Source organism: Paracoccus luteus (genome assembly GCF_004522155.1).
In the GTDB taxonomy this organism is placed as follows: Bacteria; Pseudomonadota; Alphaproteobacteria; order Rhodobacterales; family Rhodobacteraceae; genus Paracoccus; species Paracoccus luteus.
Map to the genome: position 1 here is coordinate 290837 of NZ_SDEA01000002.1, position 22078 is coordinate 312914.

General features: G+C 71.2%; 15 protein-coding genes and 1 pseudogene. 10 read left to right on the forward strand and 6 right to left on the reverse strand.

The features are described 5' to 3' along the window. Window positions 1-36: 36 nt before the first annotated feature. A complete protein-coding gene (locus tag EPA64_RS04275; RefSeq protein WP_134725009.1) occupies window positions 37-330 on the forward strand; it encodes a YggT family protein in 294 nt (97 codons plus the stop codon). After that, window positions 330-2366: a DNA helicase RecQ gene (recQ, locus tag EPA64_RS04280; protein WP_134725010.1), complete on the forward strand. Its 2037-nt coding sequence runs from the start codon at window positions 330-332 to the stop codon at window positions 2364-2366. The genes EPA64_RS04275 and recQ overlap by 1 nt, the downstream gene beginning before the upstream one ends. Before the next feature lie 133 nt (window positions 2367-2499). Here recQ and EPA64_RS04285 read toward each other — a convergent pair whose 3' ends face one another. After that, on the reverse strand, window positions 2500-3816 hold the full coding sequence (locus EPA64_RS04285) for a peptidoglycan-binding domain-containing protein (protein ID WP_134725011.1): 1317 nt from the start codon (window positions 3814-3816) through the stop codon (window positions 2500-2502). Window positions 3817-3908: 92 nt separating this feature from the next. On the opposite strand from EPA64_RS04285, the gene EPA64_RS04290 reads away from it, so the two are divergent. The 7 genes and pseudogenes from EPA64_RS04290 (at window position 3909) to EPA64_RS04315 (ending at window position 15215) form a co-directional block, all read left to right on the forward strand. Then, window positions 3909-4883, forward strand: a complete 975-nt coding sequence (locus tag EPA64_RS04290) for a glycine--tRNA ligase subunit alpha (RefSeq protein WP_134725012.1) — start codon at window positions 3909-3911, stop codon at window positions 4881-4883. After that, complete coding sequence (locus tag EPA64_RS04295) at window positions 4880-5362, forward strand: DUF6446 family protein (protein ID WP_134725013.1); 483 nt, start codon at window positions 4880-4882, stop codon at window positions 5360-5362. Before EPA64_RS04290 ends, EPA64_RS04295 begins: the two co-directional genes overlap by 4 nt. Beyond that, on the forward strand, window positions 5359-7653 hold the full coding sequence (gene glyS / locus EPA64_RS04300) for a glycine--tRNA ligase subunit beta (RefSeq protein ID WP_134725135.1): 2295 nt from the start codon (window positions 5359-5361) through the stop codon (window positions 7651-7653). Before EPA64_RS04295 ends, glyS begins: the two co-directional genes overlap by 4 nt. A gap of 797 nt (window positions 7654-8450) precedes the next feature. Then, window positions 8451-9635 (forward strand): annotated as a pseudogene (gene kynU / locus EPA64_RS17045) (kynureninase); the annotation flags it as partial. A 207-nt stretch (window positions 9636-9842) separates the two neighbouring features. After that, entirely contained in the window at window positions 9843-10826 is a 984-nt protein-coding gene (locus EPA64_RS17050) for an efflux RND transporter periplasmic adaptor subunit (RefSeq protein WP_246026609.1), read from the forward strand. Then, on the forward strand, window positions 10823-11929 hold the full coding sequence (locus EPA64_RS04310) for an efflux RND transporter periplasmic adaptor subunit (protein WP_134725014.1): 1107 nt from the start codon (window positions 10823-10825) through the stop codon (window positions 11927-11929). Before EPA64_RS17050 ends, EPA64_RS04310 begins: the two co-directional genes overlap by 4 nt. A gap of 214 nt (window positions 11930-12143) precedes the next feature. After that, the gene (locus tag EPA64_RS04315) at window positions 12144-15215 is read left to right on the forward strand and encodes an efflux RND transporter permease subunit (RefSeq protein WP_134725015.1); all 3072 of its coding nucleotides are present in this window, start codon (window positions 12144-12146) and stop codon (window positions 15213-15215) included. Between the two features lie 80 nt (window positions 15216-15295). On the opposite strand, the gene EPA64_RS04320 is transcribed toward EPA64_RS04315, so the two are convergent. The 5 genes from EPA64_RS04320 to bioB form a co-directional block, all read right to left on the reverse strand. Further along, a complete protein-coding gene (locus EPA64_RS04320) occupies window positions 15296-16744 on the reverse strand; it encodes a TrkH family potassium uptake protein (RefSeq protein WP_134725016.1) in 1449 nt (482 codons plus the stop codon). 96 nt (window positions 16745-16840) lie between these two features. Beyond that, window positions 16841-18106 (reverse strand): adenosylmethionine--8-amino-7-oxononanoate transaminase, encoded by a 1266-nt coding sequence (locus tag EPA64_RS04325; protein ID WP_134725017.1) that lies wholly within the window; start codon window positions 18104-18106, stop codon window positions 16841-16843. Further along, entirely contained in the window at window positions 18103-18729 is a 627-nt protein-coding gene (bioD, locus tag EPA64_RS04330; RefSeq protein WP_134725018.1) for a dethiobiotin synthase, read from the reverse strand. The genes EPA64_RS04325 and bioD overlap by 4 nt, the downstream gene beginning before the upstream one ends. After that, the gene (locus EPA64_RS04335; RefSeq protein ID WP_181953496.1) at window positions 18714-19862 is read right to left on the reverse strand and encodes an aminotransferase class I/II-fold pyridoxal phosphate-dependent enzyme; all 1149 of its coding nucleotides are present in this window, start codon (window positions 19860-19862) and stop codon (window positions 18714-18716) included. Before EPA64_RS04335 ends, bioD begins: the two co-directional genes overlap by 16 nt. Further along, window positions 19859-20908, reverse strand: a complete 1050-nt coding sequence (gene bioB, locus EPA64_RS04340) for a biotin synthase BioB (RefSeq protein ID WP_134725019.1) — start codon at window positions 20906-20908, stop codon at window positions 19859-19861. Before bioB ends, EPA64_RS04335 begins: the two co-directional genes overlap by 4 nt. 175 nt (window positions 20909-21083) lie before the next feature. Here bioB and EPA64_RS04345 point away from each other — a divergent pair, with 175 nt between their 5' ends. Then, on the forward strand, window positions 21084-22073 hold the full coding sequence (locus EPA64_RS04345; protein ID WP_167626577.1) for a BMP family lipoprotein: 990 nt from the start codon (window positions 21084-21086) through the stop codon (window positions 22071-22073). Window positions 22074-22078 lie beyond the last annotated feature (5 nt).

A 22078-nucleotide genomic window follows, 5' to 3' on the forward strand; every position in this document is an offset into this window, starting at 1 on the left:
CTACCTGAAAGCGACCCTTTCCGACGCGAGGCCGCGATGACGACGCTTTTTCAGGCGCTGATGCTGATCCTGGACGTGATCTGGTTCATCATGATCGCCCATATCATCATGTCGTGGCTGATCAATTTTCAGGTGCTGAACCTGCGCCAGCCGCTGGTGGCGCAGGTCTGGGACGGGCTGTCGCGGCTGCTGGAACCCCTGTATCGCCCGATCCGCAACATCCTGCCGGACCTCGGCGGGCTGGACCTTGCGCCGCTGGTCGTCTTCATCGGCATCATCATCCTGCAGCGGGCACTGGCGAACAACGCCGGGTTCTTCATGGGATTCTGATGACCGACCCGCAGGCGACCGACCTGCTGCGGCGGGTCTGGGGCTTTGACGCCTTCCGCCCCGGCCAGCAGGACATCGTGGACGCCGTGGCCGCGCGCCGCGACGTGCTGGCGATCATGCCGACCGGCGGGGGCAAGTCGCTGTGCTATCAGCTGCCCGCGCTGATGCGCGACGGCGTGACGGTCGTCATCTCGCCCTTGATCGCGCTGATGCGCGACCAGGTCCGCAGCCTGCGCGCGGCGGGCGTCGCCGCCGGCGCGCTGACCAGCGGCAACACCGAGGACGAGACGCGCGAGGTGTTCGAGGCGCTGTCGGCGGGCGCGCTGAAGATCCTCTACATGGCGCCGGAACGGCTGGCGTCGGGGGGCACGCTGCCGCTGCTGCGCCGCGCGGGCGTCACCGCCATCGCCGTGGACGAGGCGCATTGCGTCAGCCAGTGGGGTCATGATTTCCGCCCCGACTATCTGCGCGTGGGCGACCTGCGCCGGGCGCTGGCCGTGCCGCTTGCCGCCTTCACCGCCACGGCGGACGCCGAGACGCGCGACGAGATCGTGGCGCGGCTGTTCGACGGCGCCCTTCCCCAGACGTTCCTGCGCGGCTTTGACCGGCCGAACATCCATCTGGCCTTCCAGCCCAAGGACGGGCCGCGCCGGCAGATCATGGAGTTCGCGACCGCGCGGCGCGGCCAGTCCGGCATCATCTATTGCGCCACCCGCGCCCGGACCGAAACGCTTGAGGCGGCGCTGAATGCCGAGGGGATTGCCGCCGTCGCCTATCACGGCGGCATGGAGGCCGACCGCCGGCGCGAGGTCGAGGCGCGGTTCCAGCGCGAGGACGGGCTGGTCGTGGTGGCGACCGTCGCCTTTGGCATGGGCATCGACAAGCCCGATATCCGCTGGGTCGCCCATTCCGACCTGCCCAAGTCGATCGAGGCCTATTACCAGGAGATCGGCCGCGCCGGCCGCGACGGGGCGCCTGCGGAAACGCTGACGCTGTACGGTCCCGACGACATCCGCCTGCGCCGCACCCAGATCGACGAGGGGCTGGCCCCGCTGGACCGCAAAGAGGCCGACCACGCCCGGCTGAACGCGCTGCTGGGGCTGGCCGAGGCCGTGGCCTGCCGCCGGCAGGTGCTGCTGGGTTACTTCGGCGAGGACGCCGCGCCCTGCGGCAACTGCGACCTGTGCGACACGCCGCCCGAAACCTTCGACGCGACCCAGCCGGTGCGGATGGCGCTGTCGGCGGTGCTGCGGACCGGGGAATGGTTCGGGCAGGGCCACATCATCGACGTGCTGCTGGGCAACGCCACCGACAAGGTCACGCAGCGCGGCCACGACCAGCTGCCGACCTTTGGGGTCGGCCGCGCGACCCCCAAGGCGGAATGGCAGGCGATCCTGCGCCAGATGCTGGGCCGCGACCTGATCCGCCCCGACCCGGAACGCCACGGCGGGCTGCGCATCACCGAGGCCGCCCATCCCGTGCTGCGCGGCGAGGCGGCGGTGATCCTGCGCCGCGACCTGGTCCGCAAGGCCCGGCCCTCGACCGTGGTCAGGACGCAGGTGGACGACGAGGACGCGCCGCTGCTGTCGGCCCTGAAGGCCAAGCGGCGCGAGCTGGCCGAGGCCGCGCGCGTGCCCGCCTATGTCATCTTTCCCGACCGCACGCTGATCGAGATGGCGCAGAGCCGTCCGCAGACGCTGGACGACATGGCGCGCATCGGCGGCGTCGGCGCGAAAAAGCTGGACAGCTTCGGCGCGGCCTTCCTGTCGGTCATCGCGGGCGAGGTCGCGCCCATGCATCCGGCGCGGCGCGCGCTGGCGGGGCGGCCCGGGGGTGCGCTGTTCGACCGGCTGGACGCCGCCCAGCGGCGGCTGGCGCGCGGCGAGGACGGAACGGAAAAGCCGCTGTCGGTGGGCAATTCCACCCTGCGCCGCATCGCCCAGGACTGCCCGCGCGACCTGTCGCGCTATCTGGACGCGCCGCGGCTGGACCGTTTCGGCCCCGCCTTTGCCGCCGAGATCGCGGCGCGCGACTGACCGCCACAGCCAGCACAGCAGAATCAGCAAGGGGCGGAACGGCTGTGGGATCATGGCCGACAGCTAGCACGCGGGCGTTAACGATCCGTTTCCGCCGCCGCGTGGCGGGCCGATGTCCCCAGCCCGCGGCGGGTCAGTTTTCGCCGCTGCCGCCCATTCCGCCGCTGCCCACGCCGCTGCCGCCCGTGTCGTCCGCGGGCGCGGGCGTCGGCCCGAAACTGTCGCTCAGCTCGGCGGCGACGCGGGGCTGGTCCTCGGCGTCGGCCAGCGGCCAGATCAGCACGAAACCCTCGGCGCGGCCGTCCGCGACCCGCGCCTCGGCCTGGCCGATGTGGGTGTCGTTCTGCCCGCGCAGCGTGGCGCGGCCCGGCGTCACGTTGCGTTCGGGCGCGGGCACCCAGCCAAGCGCGGTGACAAGGCCGGTGAAATCCAGCATCTCCTGCTGGCCGCCGGGGGCCGACCACAGGATCAGCGCGGCCCCGGAACCGTCGCGCGGGCCATAGATCGACAGCCCCTGTTCGGTCCGGTCGAACGCCAGCCGGTCCATCGGCGCCATGACGGACAGACCGCTGGCGGCGTCGTCCAGCCGCGTCAGCCCCATCCGGTCGCGCCACGCCTGCCGCCGTTCGATCAGCGCGGCCATCGCGGTGCCCGCGTCGGGGGCTGCGCGGTGGGCCACGATCTCGGCGGCGATGGCGGCGCGGGTGTTCGGCCCGTCCTTGCCATCGATCGCGCCGTCGTAAAGCCCGGCCCAGCGCAGCGCGCGCTGAACCTCGTCCAGGGGCGGCATCGGGGTGTCGCCCGGCGGCGGCAGGTCGGGGGCGCGGCCCGCGTCCGCCACGCTGCCCAGCCGGTCGGGACCGGCCACGAAGGCGTCGCGCGCCGCGCGCCCCGTGGCCTGCATCGCCGACAGCCACGCGGACGCCGTGTCCGCCCGCATCGGCCCCAGCGCGACCGCGAACCACCCGTCGGGCAGCGCGTAAAGCCCGGCTGCGGGGAAATCGCGGCGCCAGTCGGCGAGCGCCGCGTCCGCCTCGGCGCGCGAGGGCAGGGCCTGCAGGCGGATATAGTCGCCGGGGCGCGGCTGGTCGGGCGCAGGCAGGGGTTCGGCAGGGGCGGTATCTTCATCAGCGGGCGCGGCGGCGGTGTCCCCGGCGGGCACCATCCCCTCGGGCACCGGCCCCAGGAAGCTGTCGCCCGGCACGCGACCCTCGGCCTTCAGCGCGTCCAGCCGCGCCTGCGCCTCGGCCCGTTCCATCGGACCCAGCGCGATCGCGGTCCAGCCGGCGTTCAGCGGAAACGTCACCACGTCGGGGAATTGCGCGCCCCAGCGGCCGGCCGCCTCGGCCGCGCCGGCGGCGTCGCGCTTGGCTTCCAGCCGCAGGACCACGGGCTCGGCCCATGCCAGCCCCGGCAGCAGCGCCGCGATCAGAAAAGCGAAAGCCCGCATCCGCGCCCCTTCTTGACCCGCCATTGACCCGGTCAGGACCGCCCCCTAGAAGGCGCCTGACATTCGCGTCAGTTATGCGAAAGGACGCTGGAATGACCAGCCCCCAGACCGATCACGCCGCCGCCATCACGGACGCAGCCGACCGTCCGCGCTGTTTCCAGGACGTGATCCTGCGCCTGCAATCCTATTGGGCGGCGACCGGCTGCGCGGTGCTGCAACCCTATGACATGGAGGTGGGCGCGGGCACCTTCCACCCGGCCACCACGCTGCGTTCGCTGGGGTCGCGCCCGTGGGCGGCGGCCTATGTGCAGCCCTCGCGCCGGCCGACCGACGGGCGTTATGGCGAGAACCCGAACCGGTTGCAGCATTATTACCAGTATCAGGTCATCATCAAACCCTCGCCCCCGGACCTGCAGGATCTGTATCTGGGCAGCCTCAAGGCGATCGGGCTGGACCCGCTGGTCCACGATGTCCGCTTTGTCGAGGACGACTGGGAATCCCCCACGCTGGGCGCCTGGGGCCTGGGGTGGGAGGTCTGGTGCGACGGTATGGAGGTCAGCCAGTTCACCTATTTCCAGCAGGTCGGCGGGCATGACTGCCGCCCGGTGTCGGGCGAGCTGACCTATGGGCTGGAACGGCTGGCGATGTATGTGCTGGGCGTCGAACACGTCATGGACATGCCCTTCAACGCCCCCGGCAGCCCGATCCCGCTGACCTATGGCGACGTCTTCCGCCAGACGGAACGCGAATATTCCCGCTGGAACTTCGAGCAGGCCGACACCGGCATGCTGCTGGCCCACTTCAAGGACGCCGAGGCCGAATGCGCCCGCATCCTTGCCGCGCCCGAGACGGACAGCGCCGGGCGGCATATCCCGATGGCGCATCCGGCCTATGATCAGGCGATCAAGGCCAGCCACATCTTCAACCTGCTGGACGCGCGCGGCGTCATCAGCGTCACGGAACGGCAGGCCTATATCGGCCGCGTCCGGGCGCTGGCCAAGGCCTGCGCCGACCTGTTTGTCACGACCGAGGCCGCCACCGGCGCCAACACGGAGGCCGCCGCATGAGCTCGGGCAAGATCATGGCGTCGATGCTGGTGCTGACCGCGCTGCTGGCGGGGCTGGCGGTGTGGTATCTGCAGGTCTACGGCTTTTACGAGGACGTGGACGAGATCACCGGCGCGGCCGAGATCGTCGTGACCGACGCGGCCGGGGCCGCGCATCCGGTCGCGGTCGATGGCTTCCGCGCCATCGACGCCTCGTCCTCGCCGATCCGCTGGCGGGCCTGCTTTACGCTGGACCCGGCCGAGGTCGCCGACGCCGCCCCCTATCCGGCCGCGACGCCGCTGAACGGGCCGGGCTGGTTCCAGTGCTATTCGGCACGCGGCCTGACGGCGGACCTCGAGGCCGGGAACGCCCGCGCGATCCTGGGCCAGTCCGAGGTGCGCCCCGACGTGGACCGGGTGATCGTCGTCTATCCCGACGGCCGCGCCTTCGCCTGGCACCAGTTCAACGACAAGACGCCGGAACGCGGAGTGATGGACTGATGGACCTGCTGATCGAGCTGTTCTCCGAGGAAATCCCCGCCCGGATGCAGCCCCGCGCGCGCGAGGATCTGCGGCGTCTGATGACGGACGGGCTGGTCGAGGCCGGGCTGACCTATGCCAGCGCCGGGGCGTTTTCCACGCCGCGCCGGCTGGCGCTGGCGGTCGAGGGGCTGAGCGCGGAGTCCAAACCCGTGCGCGAGGAGCGCAAGGGGCCGCGCGTGGATGCGCCCGAGGCGGCGGTGCAGGGCTTCCTGCGATCCACCGGCCTGACGCTGGAGCAGCTGGAACGCCGCGCCGAAAAAAAGGGCGAGGTCTTCTTTGCCGTGGTCGAGAAGCCCGGCCGCAAGGCGGCGGAGATCGTGGCGGAAGTGCTGGAAGCCACCATCCGCGATTTCCCGTGGCCCAAGTCGATGCGCTGGGGCAGCGGCAGCCTGCGCTGGGTCCGCCCGTTGCATTCCATCATCGCCGTCCTGTCGGACGAGGCGGGCGCGCGGGTCGTGCCGCTGACCGTGGACGGCATCGCGGCCGGCGACACCACGCGCGGCCACCGCTTCATGGCGGCTGATACCTTCCGCGTCACGGGCTTCGACGACTATGCGGCCAAGCTGCGCCGCGCGAAGGTCATGCTCGACCCGGCCGAGCGCGAGGCCGCGATCCGGCAGGAGGCCGCGAACCTCGCCTTTGCGCGGGGGTGGGAGATCGTGCCCGACGACGCGCTGATGACGGAACTCGCCGGGCTGGTCGAATGGCCGGTGCCGCTGATGGGGGTGATCGAGGACCGCTTCCTCGACCTGCCGCCCGAGGTGCTGCAGACCTCGATGAAGGAGCACCAGAAGTTCCTGTCCGCCCGCAACCCGAGGACGGGCCGGATCGAAGGCTATGTCACCGTCGCCAACATCGAGACGCCTGACGACGGCGCGACGATCCTTGCCGGCAACCAGCGCGTGCTGGCCGCGCGCCTGTCGGACGCGGCGTTCTTCTGGGAAAACGACCTGCGCGAGGCGCGGTCAGGGATGGAGGCTTGGGCCGAGGGGCTGAAGGCCGTGACCTTCCACGCCAAGCTGGGATCGCAGGCCGACAGGGTGGAACGCATCGCCGCACTGGCCCGCGAGATCGCGCCCATTGTGGGCGCTGATGCTGGTGAGGCCGAGCAGGCGGCGAAGGTCGCCAAGCTGGACCTCCGGTCCGCTATGGTCGGCGAGTTCCCCGAGTTGCAGGGCACGATGGGCCGCTATTACGCGCAGGCCGCCGGGCTGCCGGATGCGGTGGCCGACGCCGCCCGCGACCACTATTCGCCGCTGGGGCCGTCGGATGAGGTGCCCAGCGCGCCGGCGTCGGTGGCCGTGGCGCTGGCGGACAAGCTGGACACGCTGACCGGCTTCTGGGCGATCGACGAGAAGCCCACCGGCAGCAAGGACCCCTTTGCGCTGCGGCGAGCGGCGCTGGGGGTGATCCGGCTGGTGCTGGGGAATGGGGTGCGGATGGCCCTAGCTCCGCTACTCGAAGGACAAGCAGGCGAAGCATACTGGGCCTATTACCAGCGACCCTCAATGCTTGGTCATCTCCTGTCGCTCGGAAACGGCGTCACACGCTGGACTGGTGGTTATTACACGGACGAAAGCGGTCAGGTCGCCTTGCAGATGTCAAAGGAAATGTTCCTGCACAAGCTAAGCAGGCACTGCATTGCGACAGAATATGACATCGACACATCTATTGACCGCACCGGACGTGATCCTAAGCCGGTCCTTACTCAAATTGAGTTGTCCGCCGACCTCCTCGCCTTCCTCCACGACCGCCTCAAGGTCCATCTCCGCGATCAGGGCATCCGCCATGACGTGATCGACGCGGTGCTGGCGATGCCGGGGTCGGACGACCTCACGCTGGTCGTGCGCCGCGCCACCGCGCTGAACGCGATGCTGGGGAGCGAGGGCGGCCCGAACCTGCTGCAGGGGCTCAAGCGCGCCGCCAACATCCTGGCCCAGGCCGAGGAAAAGGACGGCGTCGAATATTCCTTCGGCGCGGACCCGAAATTCGCGGAAACCGACGAGGAACGCGCCCTCTTCGCCGCCCTCGACGCCGCCGAGCCGCAGATCGCCGCCGCCATGCGGGCCGAGGACTTCCCCGCCGCCATGTCGGCCATCGCTGCCCTGCGCGCCCCCATCGACGCCTTCTTCGAGGCGGTGCAGGTCAACGCCGACAACCAGATCCTCCGCCGCAACCGCCTGAACCTGCTCAGCCGCATCCGCGAGGCCGGCCGCCTGATCGCGGATTTCGGGAAGGTTGAGGGGTGAGGGACGTCCGCAAACGGTCCAGTGGACCGTTTGCAGTCCCGAACGCCCGAAGCGCAAGCGAAGGGCTGGGCAGGCGCCCGCAAACGGTCCAGTGGACCGTTTGCAGTCCCGAACGCCCGAAGCGCAAGCGAAGGGCTGGGCAGGCGCCCGGAAGGTCCAGTGGACCTTTTCCAGCCGCGAACGCCCGCAGCGCAAGCGAAGGGCCGGCGGCGCCCGGAAGGTCCAGTGGACCTTTTCCAGTCCCGAACGCCCGCAGCGCAAGCGAAGGGCTGGGCAGGCGACGGGTCGGGCGTCTGCAAACGCCCCGTGGGCCTTTTCCAGCCGGGAACGCGCGCGGCGCAAGTGCAATGCTGGGCCGGATGTCCGCAAGCGGTCCAGCGGCCCTCTTTCAGCCGCGACCGCCCGTAACGCCGCAAGCCCGGACGTCCGCAAGCAATGGGCCGCTTGCATTTCCCAAACGCTCGCAGCGCAAGCGAAAGCGAGCAGGCGCCGCAAGCCGACCGCCCGACGCGCAAGCGCAGGGCTGCACGGCCCCAAACCGCCGCCGGACTGTCCTTCCCCACGGACCATCACCCATGCGCAATCGCAGGGCGGTGCAAGACGACAGGAACCACCCCGCCGGACCGCTTGCAGCGCCGGACGTCGGTGGGCGCGATGATGCAACCCTCTGCCGCAAAGCCGCGCCCACCAATTCTTCCTTGCCTAAATATCCTGGGGGAGTCCCGCAGGGACGGGGGCAACGCCCCCATCTTGCCGCCGCGCGTCGCGATGCTAGGCTCCACCCAAAGGAAACCCGGATGACCGACTTCGCCGCCACCCGTGCCGCATTCCACCTGCCTGAGGGCATCACCTACCTCGACGGCAATTCGCTGGGGCCGATGCCGCGCGGCGCCGCCGACCGGGTCGCGGCGATGATGCGGGACGAATGGGCGCAGATGCTGATCACCGGCTGGACCCGCGCGGGCTGGTATGAACAGCCGCGCCGGGTGGGCGACCGGATCGCGCGGCTGATCGGCGCGGGGCCGGCCGAGGTCGTCATGGGCGACACGCTGTCGATCAAGGTCTTCCAGGCGGTCAGCGCGGCGCTGGCGCTGAACCCCGGACGCCGCGTGATCCTGTCGGACAGCGGCAATTTTCCGTCGGACCTCTATGTGGCCCAAGGGCTGGCCCGCGTCACCGGCGCGGAACTGCGGGTCGTGGCGCCGCAGGATGTCGCCGCCCACATCACCCCCGATCTGGCGGTGCTGATGCTGACCGAGGTCGATTACCGCACCGGCCGCCGCCACGACATGGCCGCCCTGACCGCCGCCGCCCATGACGCGGGGGCGCTGGCGGTCTGGGATCTGGCCCATTCCGCGGGCGCGGTGGACGTGGACCTGCGGGCGGCCAACGCCGATTTCGCGGTCGGCTGCAGCTATAAATACCTCAACGGCGGGCCGGGCGCGCCGGCCTTCATCTGGGTCAACCCGCGCCATGCCGAGGCGGCGCAGCCATGCCTGCAGGGGTGGATGGGCCATGCCGCGCCCTTTGCCTTCGATCCCGCCTATGCCCCCGCGCCGGGGATCGAGCGGATGCGCGTCGGCACGCCCCCGGTGATCGCGATGGCGGCGCTGGACGCGGCGCTGGATGTCTGGGACGGCGTGGACATGGCCGCGCTGCGCGCCCGGTCGATCCAGCTGACCGGGGCGTTCATCGACAGGGTCGGCGCCGCCTGTCCGGCGCTGGCGCTGGCGACGCCCCGCGACCCGGCGCTGCGCGGATCGCAGGTCAGCCTGCGCCACCCGCAGGGCCATGCGGTGATGCAGGCGCTGATCGCGCAGGGGATCATCGGCGATTTCCGCGCCCCCGACCTCATGCGGTTCGGCTTTGCGCCGCTGTTCAACGGCATGGACGACGTGGACCGGGCGGTGGCCGTGCTGGCCGCGATCCTGCGCGACGGATCGTGGGACCGGCCCCAATTCCACCAGCGCGGCGCGGTTACCAATTCCACCAGCGCGGCGCGGTTACGTAAGATCGTCCGGGAAAATCGCTTTCCTTCGCCACCGCGCAGCGGCAGAACAGGACGTGTTTTCATCGAGCAATTCGTGCCTCAGCCATCGCGTTTCATCCGGTTTTCATTGATCCTGGCCGCGCTGGCCGGTCCCGCGGCGGCGCAGCCTGCGGGCGGCCCGACCCCCGCGCCTGATCCGATGCCGGTCGAATTGGTGACCGTCGCCCGCCAGCCGCTGACCTTCGACGTGTCGCTGACCGGCACGATCGAGGCGCAGGACAGCCTTGCCCTGTCGTTCCCGCAGGGCGGCAAGATCGCCGCCATGCTGGTCGATGCCGGCGACCGCGTGGCTGCCGGTCAGGCGCTGGCGCGGCTTGACCCGGTCCAGCAGGAACAGGCCCGCGCCGCCGCCGAGGCCGCGCTTGACGCGGCGCTGGCGTCCGAGGCGCAGGCCGAGCAGGCCGCCCGCCGCGCCGACGCGATGCTGCGCCGGGGCGTGGGCACCCGCGCGGGCAGCGACGGCGCGCGGCAGGCGCTGTCGGCCGCCGCCGGGCAGGCCGAACGCGCCCGCATCGCCGTCGATCAGGCCCGCCGCGCCCTGGCGGACACCCAACTGATTTCGCCGCAGGACGCCGTCGTGACCGCCCGGTCGGGCGAGCCCGGCCAGATCGTCGGCGCCGCGCAGGAAATCCTGCGGCTGGCCGCGCTGACGGGGCTGGAGGCCGTGTTCCAGACCCCCGACAGCCCGCAGCTTGACGCCGCGATGGGGGCCACCGTCACCCTGCAGCCGCTGGACCGGCCCGGCGCGACGCTGACCGCCACCGTGACCGAGATCGCGCCGCTGGTCGATCCCGCGACCGGCGCGGTCACCGTCCGGGCCGTGATCCCCGGGGAAACCGACACCTCGCTGCTGGGCGGCGCGGTCCGGGGCAGCGTCCATCTGCCGGCGGGAACGGGCATCGTGATCCCGTGGACGGCGCTGACCGCCACGGGCGACCTGCCGGCGGTGTGGCGGGTCGGGGCCGACGGCAGGGTGGCCATCGCGCCGGTCACGGTCGAACGGTTCCAGACCGGCGCGGTGATCCTGGCCTCGGGGATCGAGCCGGGCGACATCGTGGTGGGCGAGGGGGCGCAGATGATGTATCCCGGCCGGCCTGTCGTGGCGGGGAAGGTGCGGCCATGACGCGCCGGGCCGGCCTGATCGCCGCCGCGCTGGCGCTGCTGCTGGCGCTGCCCGTCGCGGCGGCCGCGCTGACGCTGCCGTGGGGGCGGTCCGCCGACCCCGTGGCCCCGGACGCGCCGCGCCCCGTCGTGACCGAGATCGTGACCGACATGGCCGCCGCGCCGCGCGGCATCCCCGGCGTCATCGTGGCGCGGTCGCAGGTGGACATGGCCTTTCAGACGCTGGGCCGCATCGTCGAACGCGGCGTGGACATCGGCGACCGCGTCGAACAGGGCGCGCTGCTGGCGCGGCTGGACCCCGACGACCTGGACGGCGATGTCCGCGCCGCCGAGGCGGCGGCCGCGGCGGCCGAGGTCAGGCTCGCGACCTCGCGCAGCACCGCCGAACGCACCCGGGCGCTGGCCGACCGCAACGTCGCGCCGCAAGCCCAGCTTGAGCAGGCCGAACAGGCGCTGGCCGCCGCCGAGGCGTCCTTTGCCGACGCGCAGTCGCAGCTGCTGCGGGCGCGGGACGCGCAGGGCTTCGCCGAGATGCGCGCCCCCATCGCCGGTGTGGTCAGCAGGGTTTTCGCCAGCACCGGCGCGGTCGTCGCGGCGGGCGACCCGGTGCTGACCCTGTCGGGCGAGGACGCGCACGAGGCGATCATCGACCTGGGCGACACGCAGCTTGGCGCGGGGGTGGCACCCGGCACCGTCTTTCTGGTCAGCCGCGCCGCCGCCGACGCAGCGCCGGTCCGCGCTACCGTGGACCGGATCGAGCCGGTGGCCGACGCCCAGACCCGCACCCGGCGGGTGCATCTTGCGCTGTCGGATGCGCGCGGCCTTCGCCTGGGCACCCTGATCCGCGCGGTGCGCGCGGGCGACGGCGCCCCGATGCTGACGGTGCCCGCCGCCGCCATCATCCCCGGCGCCGACGCGGCGGTCTGGATCGTGACCCGCGACATCCTGGACGCGACCGTGGCCCGCCGCGCCATCGTGACCGGCGAACGCCAGGGCGACCGCGTCGTCGTGGCCGACGGCATCGCCGCAGGCGACGAGGTCGTGGTCCGCGGCGTCAACTCGCTGGCCGAGGGGCAGGCCGTGGGCCGCCGGGTGCAGCCATGACGCCCCGCCCCGCGCCCCGTCCCGCCACGACGCCGCGATCCGCCGCGCCGCGCTCCGCCGTGCCCCGTTGCCCCGCGCGACGTTCCGCCGCGCCGTGCCGCGCCACGCCGCGCGGTGCCGCCGCGCCGCCCCGCCCCGTCCGCGGTCGCGTCCCCCGTCCTGCCGCGCCCCGTCCCGCCCCCCGCGCCGGAACCAGCAGGATGGGATGCCCGGCATGAGACGCAGCAGCTTCAACCTTTCGGACTGGGCGCTGCACCATCGGTCGCTGGTCTGGTTCCTGCTGGCCGTGTCGATGGTCGCGGGCATCATGGCCTATCAGAACCTCGGCCGCGAGGAAGACCCCGACTTTACCATCAAGGTCATGGTCGTGTCCGCCGCGATGCCCGGCGCCACCATCGAGGAGACGCTGGACCAGGTCACCGACCGCATCGAGACCAAGCTGGAGGAGCTGGACGAGCTGAGTTTCACCCGCTCGGTCACCATGCCGGGCCAGACGGTCGTCTATGTCGAGCTGCTGCCCACGGTCCGCGGCGACGACGTCGCGGAAACATGGAAACGGGTGCGGTCGATGATGTCCGACATCCGCCCCGAGTTCCCGCAAGAGTTCGCCGGTTTCCAGTTCAACGACAGTTTCGGCGACGTGTTCGGCAACATCTATGCGTTCACCGCCGACGGCTTTACCCAGCGCGAGCTGCGCGACCGGGTCGAGGATATCCGCAAGCAGGTGCAGGCCCTGCCCGCCGCCGGCCGGACCGGCCTGCTGGGCGTGCGCGAGGAACAGATCTACCTGGAGTTCTCGTCCGCGCGGCTGGCCGCCCTTGGGGTCAGCCAGTACGAGGTGATCCAGACGCTGGCCGCGCAGAACGCCATCGCGCAGTCCGGCATCGTGCAGGCCGGGCCGGAACAGGTGCTGGTCCGCGTCGACGGCCAGTTCGACACCGCCGCCAGCATCGCGGCCGTGAACCTGCGGATCGGCGACCGCTTCTTCAACCTGGGCGAGGTGGCGGCGGTGCGCCGGGCCTATGCGGACCCGCCGTCGGCCCTGTTCCGCCACAACGGGCGCGAGGCCATCGGGCTTGAGGTGGCGATGCGCCGGGGCGAGAACATCCAGACCTATGGCGCGGCGCTGGACGAGTTGATGGCGGGCATCGCCGCCGACCTGCCGGTGGGCATCGAGATGCACAAGTTCGCCGACCAGCCGCAGGTGGTCAAGGACGCGGTCGGCCATTTCATCACCGCCCTGGCCGAGGCGGTGGCCATCGTGCTGCTGGTCAGCTTCGTCAGCCTGGGGATGCGCGCCGGGCTGGTCGTCACGCTGACCATCCCGCTGGTGCTGGCGATCACCTTCGTCGTGCTGGATTACTGGGGGATCACGCTGCAGCGCATCTCGCTGGGGGCGCTGATCATCGCGCTGGGGCTGCTGGTCGATGACGCGATGATCGCGATCGAGACGATGATCTCGCGGCTGGAACTGGGCGAAAGCCTGACCGAGGCGGCCAGCTATGCCTGGACCTCGATCGCGTTTCCGATGCTGACCGGCACGCTGGTCACGGTCGCGGGCTTCATCCCCATCGGGCTGAACAACTCGGCCGCGGGCGAGTTCACGTTTTCCCTGTTCGTCGTCATCGCGGTGTCGCTGGTGGTCAGCTGGATCGTGGCGGTGCTGTTCGCGCCGCTGCTGGGGGTGACGTTCCTGCCCGCCGCGATGAAACACCACGCCGACCGCCCCGGGCTGCTGCGGCGGGGGTTCCGGGTGCTGTTGCGCGGCGCGATGCGGCTGAAATGGCTGACCGTCGCCGTCACGCTGGCGATCTTCGGCCTGTCGGTCTGGGCCATGCAGTTCGTCGAGCAGCAGTTCTTCCCGACCTCCGACCGGACCGAGATCCTGCTGGACGTCACCGAACGCCACAACGCGTCCATCGCCCGCACCGACGCCTCGATCGCGCAGCTTGACGCGTTCCTGGCCGCGCAGCCCGAGGCGCTGTTCTGGACCAGCTATGTCGGGCGCGGCGCGCCGCGGTTCGTCCTGGCGATGGACGTGCCGACGCCGGGGCCGTTCATGGGGCAGGTCGTGATCCAGACCCCGGACCTGGCCGCGCGCGACGCGCTGAAGGCGCGGCTGGCCGACTTTGCCCGCGACGAGATGCTGGGCACCGATGTCTATGTGAAGAACCTGGAAATCGGCCCGCCGGTCGGCAAGCCGGTGCAGTATCGCGTCAGCGCCCCCGACATCGCCGCCGCCCGCGACGCCGCGCGGGGCCTTGCCGCCGTGATCGCGGCCGAACCGCGCCTGCGCGACGTCTCGCTGGACTGGAACGAACCCGCCCGCGTCGTCCGGGTCGAGGTCGATCAGGACCGCGCGCGCCAGCTGGGCCTGTCGAACCAGGACATCGCGGCGGCCCTTGCGGCGCTGTATTCGGGCCGCACCGTGACGCAGCTGCGCGACGGCATCTTCCTGATCGACGTGGTGGCGCGGGGCGAGGCGGCCGACCGCGAATCGCTGGAATCGGTGCAAAGCCTGGAACTGGCGATGCCCAGCGGCAAGCCCATCCCGCTGGCGACGCTGGCGCGGCTGTCCTATGGGATCGAACAGCCGCTGATTGCGCAGCGCGACGGGTTGCCCACTGTCACGGTCAAGGCTGCCATCGCAACCGCCGACCAGCCCGCCACGCTGGTCGCGGCGCTGGAAGCCCGCGTCGCCGGCTATGTCGCCACGCTGCCGCCGCAGGTCCGGGTGGTCGTGGGGGGCACGGTCGAAAGCTCGGGCGAAAGTCAGGCCCCGATCGCGGCGGTCGTGCCCCTGATGCTGCTGTCGATGGCGCTGCTGGTGATGATCCAGATGCAAAGCTTTCGCCTGTCGCTGATCGTCTTTGCCGCGGCGCCGCTGGGGCTGATCGGGGTTGTCGCGGCGCTGGTGCCCTTTGGCGTGCCGATGGGGTTCGTGGCGATCCTGGGCATCCTTGCGCTGATCGGCATCCTGATCCGCAACTCGATCATCCTGGTGCACGAGATCCAGGTCTTGCGCGAAAAGGGCCGCAGCGCCTGGGCCGCCGTGTTCGAGGCGTCCGACAGCCGCGCCCGGCCCATCCTGCTGACGGCGGCCGCCGCCAGCCTGGCGCTGATCCCGATCTCGCGGCAGGTGTTCTGGGGCCCGATGGCCTTCGCGATGATGGGCGGCATCATCGCCGGCACGCTGATCACGCTGGTGTTCGTGCCGGCGCTGTATTGCGTGGTCTTCGGCATCCGCCCGCCCGAACGCGACCCCGCGCCCGCGGCCGCCGCCTGACCGGCGACCCCTGATCGCCTGACCCGCCGTCGCGGCCGCGGCCCGACCCGCGCCCCCCTGACCGGCGCCCGCCTCCCCGGCTATTGCCGCCAGAACCGCGGCATCAGCACGACCAACACGGTGATCAGCTCAAGCCGGCCCAGATACATGCCGACGATCATCAGCCACTTGGCCGGGGTGGGGAAATCGGCGACGCTGCCGTTGCTGGTCACCTCGGGGCCCCAGGCGGGGCCGACGTTGGCGATGGATGTCCAGGCCGCGGTCAGCGCCGTGCGCGGGTGCAGCCCGGTCAGGGCCAGCCCCACGATCAGCAGCCCGAAGGTCAGGATGAACATCGTGAAGAAGGCCATCACCGAATGGACGACGTCCGCGTCCAGCCGCCGCCCCTGCAGCCGCAGCGGCCGGACCCGGTGCGGCGACTGCATCGCGGCCAGCTGGCCGCGCACCGCCTGGAACAGCACCTGATAGCGGAAGACCTTGATCGAGCAGACCGTCGATCCGCTGCACCCGCCGATCAGCCCCGCCGCGATCAGCAGCACGAACGGCAGGTGCCCCCATTGCGTCACGTCGATCGAGAAATAGCCGGTGCCCGAGATGATCGTCGTGACGTTGAACACCGCCTCGGTCAGCAGCCGCCCGTCGGCGGGTCCGCCCAGCCAGACCACCTGGTGCAGCACGATCAGCCCGACCAGCGTCGCGATGATCGCCAGATAGGCGCGGATCTGCGTGTCGCGCCACATCGGGACCAGATCGCCGTGCATCGCCTGCACCATCCGCACGAACGGGATCGAGGCGAGGATCGTGAACACCGACGCGGCCAGCTGCGGCGGTCCCAGGAACTTGCCGAAGCTGGCGTCATAGTTCGAGAATCCGCCCGTGGACGAGGTCGTCAGCGCGTGCATGATCGCGTCGAACCCGCCCATCCCCAGCGCGGCATAGGTCGCGGCGCAGGCGACGGTCAGCAGCAGATAGATCTCGGTGATCTGGGCCGCGATGCTGCCCGCGCGGGGCATGGTCTTGCCCTGCGTGTCGAACCCCTCGGACCGAAAGAACTGCATGCCGCCGACGCGCATGACCGGCAGGAAGATCATCGCCACGACGACGATCCCCAGCCCGCCCGCCCATTGCAGCAGCCCGCGCCACAGATGCGTGCCCCGCGGCAGCCCGTCCAGCCGGGGAAACGCGGTGGCGCCGGTGGTGGACATGCCCGACATCGCCTCGAACATGGCGTCGGTCAGGCTGGCGCCGGGCGCGCCGAACATGAACGGCAGCGCCCCCAGCACCGGCAGCACGATCCACAGCCCCGAGGTCAGCAGGAACGCCTGTTCCACCGTCAGCGTGCGCGACCGCGACGAGGTCGCCAGCGCCGCCATCCCGCCCCCCAAAACGGTGATGGCGCCCGCCGCCAGGAACGCCTGCCAATTGGGATCGCCGCGCATCAGGTCGGTCGCCATCGGCAGCACCATCAGCCCGCCCATCGCAATGGCCAGTCGGGAAATGGCGTGAATGACGGGGCGGACGTCGATCATCCCGCCTGCCTGCCCGCGCCTTGCGGGCCGGTCAAGCGGGGTCGCGCGCGCGGGCGGCCGTCGCAAGGCGAAAGACCGTCGCCACGCGAAAAACCGTCACCCCGCGAAAGACGCGATCGCCCCCCAGACCGCGTCCAGATCGGCGTCGGTCACGCAATAGGGCGGCAGGACATAGACCGTGTTGCCTAAGGGACGCAGCAGCACGCCCCGGTCCAGCGCGTGGGCGCGCAGGCGCGGCCCGGCGGCGGCCAGATAGCCCGCCGCGTCCGCCCGCAGGTCGATGGCGGCGATGGTGCCCGTGCGGCGGGGGTTGGCAAAGCGCGGGTCGCGGGCCAGATCGGCCAGCCGGTCGGCCTGCATCGCGCCGACCGCGTCCAGCCGCGCCTGCATCCCGCCCGCGGCCCAGATGCGGGCGTTGGCCAGACCCGCCGCGCAGGCCAGCGGGTTGGCGGTATAGCTGGACGAATGAAAGAACGTCCGGGACCGGTCCTGCGACCAGTGGGCCTGGAACACCGCCTCGCTGGCGATGGTGGCGGCCAGCGGGATCGCGCCGCCGGTCAGCCCCTTGGACGTGCACAGGATGTCGGGCGCGACGCCCGCGTGGTCGCAGGCCCACAGCCGCCCGGTGCGGCCCCAGCCGGTCATCACCTCGTCGGCGATCATCAGGACGCCGTGGCGGTCGCAGATCGCGCGCAGCCCGGCCAGCACCTCGGGGCCATACATCAGCATGCCGCCCGCGCCCAGCACCAGCGGCTCGACGATCAGGGCGGCCATCTCGCCGGTCGCGGCCAGCGTCTCGAAGATGGCCAGCGTGCCTGCGCCGTCGCCACGCGGAAACGGCAGGCGGTCGACCGAGAACATCAGCGGCTCATAGCTGGCGTTGAAGATGCCGCGTTCGCCCACGCTCATCGTGCCGATGGTGTCGCCGTGATAGCCGTGTTCGATCACGGCGATGCGGTGGCGCGGGCGGCCGGTGTTGCGCCAGAACCCCAGCGCCATCTTCAGCGCCACCTCGACGCAGGTCGATCCGCTGTCGGAATAGAACACGCGCGTCAGTCCGGGCGGGGCAAGATCGACCAGCGCGCGGGCCAGATCCTCGGCCGGGGCGTGGGTCAGCCCGGCAAAGATCACCTGGTCCAGCCGTTCGGCGGTGTCGCGGATCGCGTCCATGATCGGCGGGTGGCGGTGGCCGTGGGTGATGACCCACCAGCTGGAAATCGCGTCGATCAGCTGGCCGCGGTCGGTGGCCAGATACGCCCCTTGCGTCTGGCTGACCATCGGCGGCGGCGGTTCGGTCGCGTGCTGGGTGAAGGGGTGCCAGACGGGGCTGTCGGGGCGAGTGCCACGGTGGGGGGTGGTCATGCGAAATCCCTCGGGTCAAAGCGCGCGCGCATCGCGGCGGCAAGCGTGTCGGGCGTCAGCGGGTCCAGCCGGGGCAGGCGGCCCAGCACCCGCGCGCCGGAAAGCGCGGCGATGGTGGCGATGTTGTCGGGGTTGTCGTCGCCCACGAAGGCCACGCCGTGGACCCGCGCCCCGCGCCGGTCCAGCGATTCCAGCGCGGTCAGCGTGTGGCTGATGGTGCCAAGGCCGGTGGTGGCGACGACGATCACCGGCAGGCCCCAGCGGGCGAACAGGTCGGCCGACAGCAGCTGCCGGGTCATCGGCACCAGCACGCCGCCCGCGCCCTCGATCACCAGCGGGTCGGCGTCGGGGGGCGTCAGGTCGGGGATCGCGACCCCGGCCAGCTCGGCGGCGCGGTGCGGGGACAGCGGTTCCGGCAGGACCACCGCCTCGGGGTGGATGCGCGCGCCGGTCATGCGGGCGACGAAGGCGCCGTCGCTGCCCGGGGCGGGGTGGGTGGACGTTGCCGCCACCCCGGTCTGCACCGGCTTCCAATAGTCGGCGCCCAGCAGCCCGGTCAGCCCGGCGGCGAAGACCGTCTTGCCGATGTCGGTGCCGGTGCCTGTGATCACGAAACGGGCCATTCAGCCTCCAGCACTTGGGCCAGCCGGGTCACGTCGTCCGGCGTGGCGTTCAGGGTCAGCGACACGCGCAGCCGGGCGGTCCCGGCGGGCACGGTCGGCGGTCGGATGCCGCGCACGTCAAGGCCCGCCGCCTGCACATGCGCGGCCAGCGCCATCGCGTCCGCGTCCGTGCCCACGATCAGCGGCACGATCTGGCTGCCCGACATCGGCAGATGCGGCAGGCGCGCCGCCATCTCGCGCCCGAACAGCGCGATCAGGTCGTGCAGGCGCTGCCGCCGTTCGGGTTCATCGCGCAGGATGTCCAGCGCCGCCGATCCCGCCGCCGCCATCAGCGGCGAGGGCGCGGTGGCGAAGATGAAGGGCCGGGCGCGGTTCACCAGAAAATCGCGCAGCACGCGCGGCAGGCACAGCAGCGCGCCCGACCCGCCCAGCGCCTTGCCCAGCGTGTGCAGCGTGATCACATTCTCACGGCCTTCCAGCGCGTGCGACAGACCGCGGCCCTGCGGCCCCCAGACGCCCGTGGCGTGGGCCTCGTCCACGACCAGAAACCCCTCGCGGTCGGCCAGCGCCGCCAGATCGTCCAGCGGCGCGCGGTCGCCGTCCATGCTGTAGAGGCTTTCGACCGCGATCCAGACCGCGCCCGTCCCGCCATCCCGCCGCCAGCCCGTGATCACATCGGCGGCGTGGCCCGCGTCATTGTGCCGGAACCCGGCCACCGTGGCGCGGGTCAGCCGCGCGCCCTCGTGGGTCGAGGCGTGGGAAAGCGCGTCCATCAGCAGCAGGTCGCCCCGCTGCGGCAGGGTCGAGATCAGCGCGACATTGGCCGGATAGCCGCCGGTGAACCCCAGCGCCGATTCGGCGCCAAAGAACGCGGCGGCCTTGGCCTCGAACACCTCGTGCCAGCCGGTGTTGCCGCGCAGCAGGCGCGATCCGGCCGCGCCCACCGGCACGCCCTCGTCCAGCGCCGCGCGCACGGCGTCGCGCAGGCGGGGCGAGGCGGCAAGCCCCAGATAGTCGTTCGACGCGAAATCGACGCCCGCGCGCGGGATCAGCCGCCGCTGGCGCGAGGCCGCGGCCAGCCCGTCCAGATCGGCGCGAAACACCGCGAGGCGGTCGGGAACAGCCCCGCTCACCGCAGGATCGGCACCGGCATGGCGGCGCGGTCCGGTGGCGGCGCGTCCTGCGGCGCGTGTTCATGCGCGACCATCGGCGACATGCCCAGGCGGGCCAGCAGGCGCATGTCGCAGTCCTCGTCGGGATTGCCGGCGGTCAGCAGCGTGTCGCCGACAAAGATCGAGTTCGCGCCGGCAAAGAAACACAGCGCCTGCATCTCGTCCGACATCTCGGTCCGGCCGGCGGACAGGCGGACGTGGCTTTGCGGCATCATGATCCGCGCCACCGCGATGGTGCGGACAAAGTCGATGGGATCGACCGGCGCGGCGTCCGCCAGCGGCGTGCCGGGGATGGCGATCAGCATGTTGATCGGCACGCTGTCGGGCGGCTCGGGCAGGTTGGCCAGCGTCACCAGCATGTCCACGCGGTCCTGCTGCCCCTCGCCCAGCCCCAGGATGCCGCCGGAACAGACCTTGATGCCGCTGTCGCGGACCACCGCCAGCGTGTCCAGCCGGTCGGCAAAGCTGCGCGTCGTCACGACATTGGCGTAGTGCGATTCCGAGGTGTCGACGTTGTGGTTATAGTAATCCAGCCCCGCGTCCTTGAGCCTGCGCGCCTGGTCGCCGTTCAGCATCCCCAGCGTCATGCAGGTCTCCATCCCCAGCGCCTTGACGCCCTCGACCATCGCCACGACCTGATCCATGTCGCGGTCCTTGGGGCTGCGCCACGCCGCGCCCATGCAATAGCGGGTCGCCCCGGCGTCGCGGGCCTTCTTCGCCTCGGCGATGACGCGCTGCACCTCAAGCAGCTTGGAGGCCGACAGCCCCGACCCGTGGCGCGCCGACTGGCTGCAATAGCCGCAATCCTCGGGGCAGCCGCCGGTCTTGATCGACAGCAGCCGGCTCAGCTGGATGCGGTTGGGGTCGAAATGCTGGCGGTGGACGGTCTGGGCGCGGAACAGCAGCTCCATGAAGGGCAGGTCGTGCAGGGCGCGGGCCTCGGCCCCGGTCCAGTGCGTGCGATCCGGTGCGGCGACGACGGCGGCGGCGGCGGCAGGGCGGGACATGGCACCTCTCTCGGCGGATTTGCAGGCTGCGGTTAGCAGCTTTGCGGGGGCCTGTCCAACGCGGGCGCATGCGGGCGCGGGGCCTGCGGCAAAGATCATTGACGGGCGGCGGGGCAATACCTCTAATCGGGCGTGATCCGGGGGCCGTCGCCCCCGAGCAAGATAGGTGCGATCGATGACCCTGATGACCCGTCTGGCCTGCGGCGCGGCGGCCCTGGCCCTGTCGGCCGTGGCGGCCGTGGCCGAACCGGCCCTGATCTTCGACCTGGGCGGCAAGTTCGACAAATCCTTCAACGAGGCCGCCCACACCGGCGCGGAACGCTGGAAGGCCGAGACGGGCGGCACCTACAAGGAACTTGAGATGCAGTCCGAGGCGCAGCGCGAACAGGCGCTGCGGCGGCTGGCGGAAACCGGCGCCGATCCGATCGTGATGACCGGATTCGCCTTTGGCGACGTGCTGAACAAGGTCGCGCCCGATTACCCCGACAACCGTTTTGTCATCATCGACATGGTCGTGGACCAGCCCAACGTGCAGTCCGTCGTCTTTACCGAGGAACAGGGCAGCTATCTGGCCGGCATCGCCGCCGCCAAGGCGTCCAAGACCGGCACGGTCGGGTTCATCGGCGGCATGGACATTCCCCTGATCCGCAAGTTCCAGTGCGGGTTCGCGCAAGGGTTCAAGGCGGCGCGGCCGGACGGCACGGTGCTGGTCAACTATACCGGCACCACCCCCGCCGCCTGGAACGACCCGGTCAAGGGCGGCGAGCTGGCGCGCGCGCAGAAATCGCAGGGCGCGGACGTGATCTATGCCGCGGCGGGCGGGACCGGCATCGGCGTCCTGCAGGCGGCGGCAGACGAGGGCATCCTGTCCATCGGCGTGGACAGCAACCAGAACCACCTGCATCCGGGTAAAGTGCTGACCTCGATGGTCAAGCGCGTCGACAATTCCGTGTTCGAGGCGTTCAGCAACCCCGACGCGATCACCCCCGGCGTCAAGGTCATGGACCTGAAATCCGAAGGCGTGACGCTGGCGATGGACGACAACAACAAGGCGCTGATGACCGACGACATGGTCAAGGCCATCGACGAGGCGCGCGCCGCCATCGTGGGCGGCACGCTGGCGGTCCACGACTATATGACCGACAACGCCTGCCCGGTGGAATGAGCTTG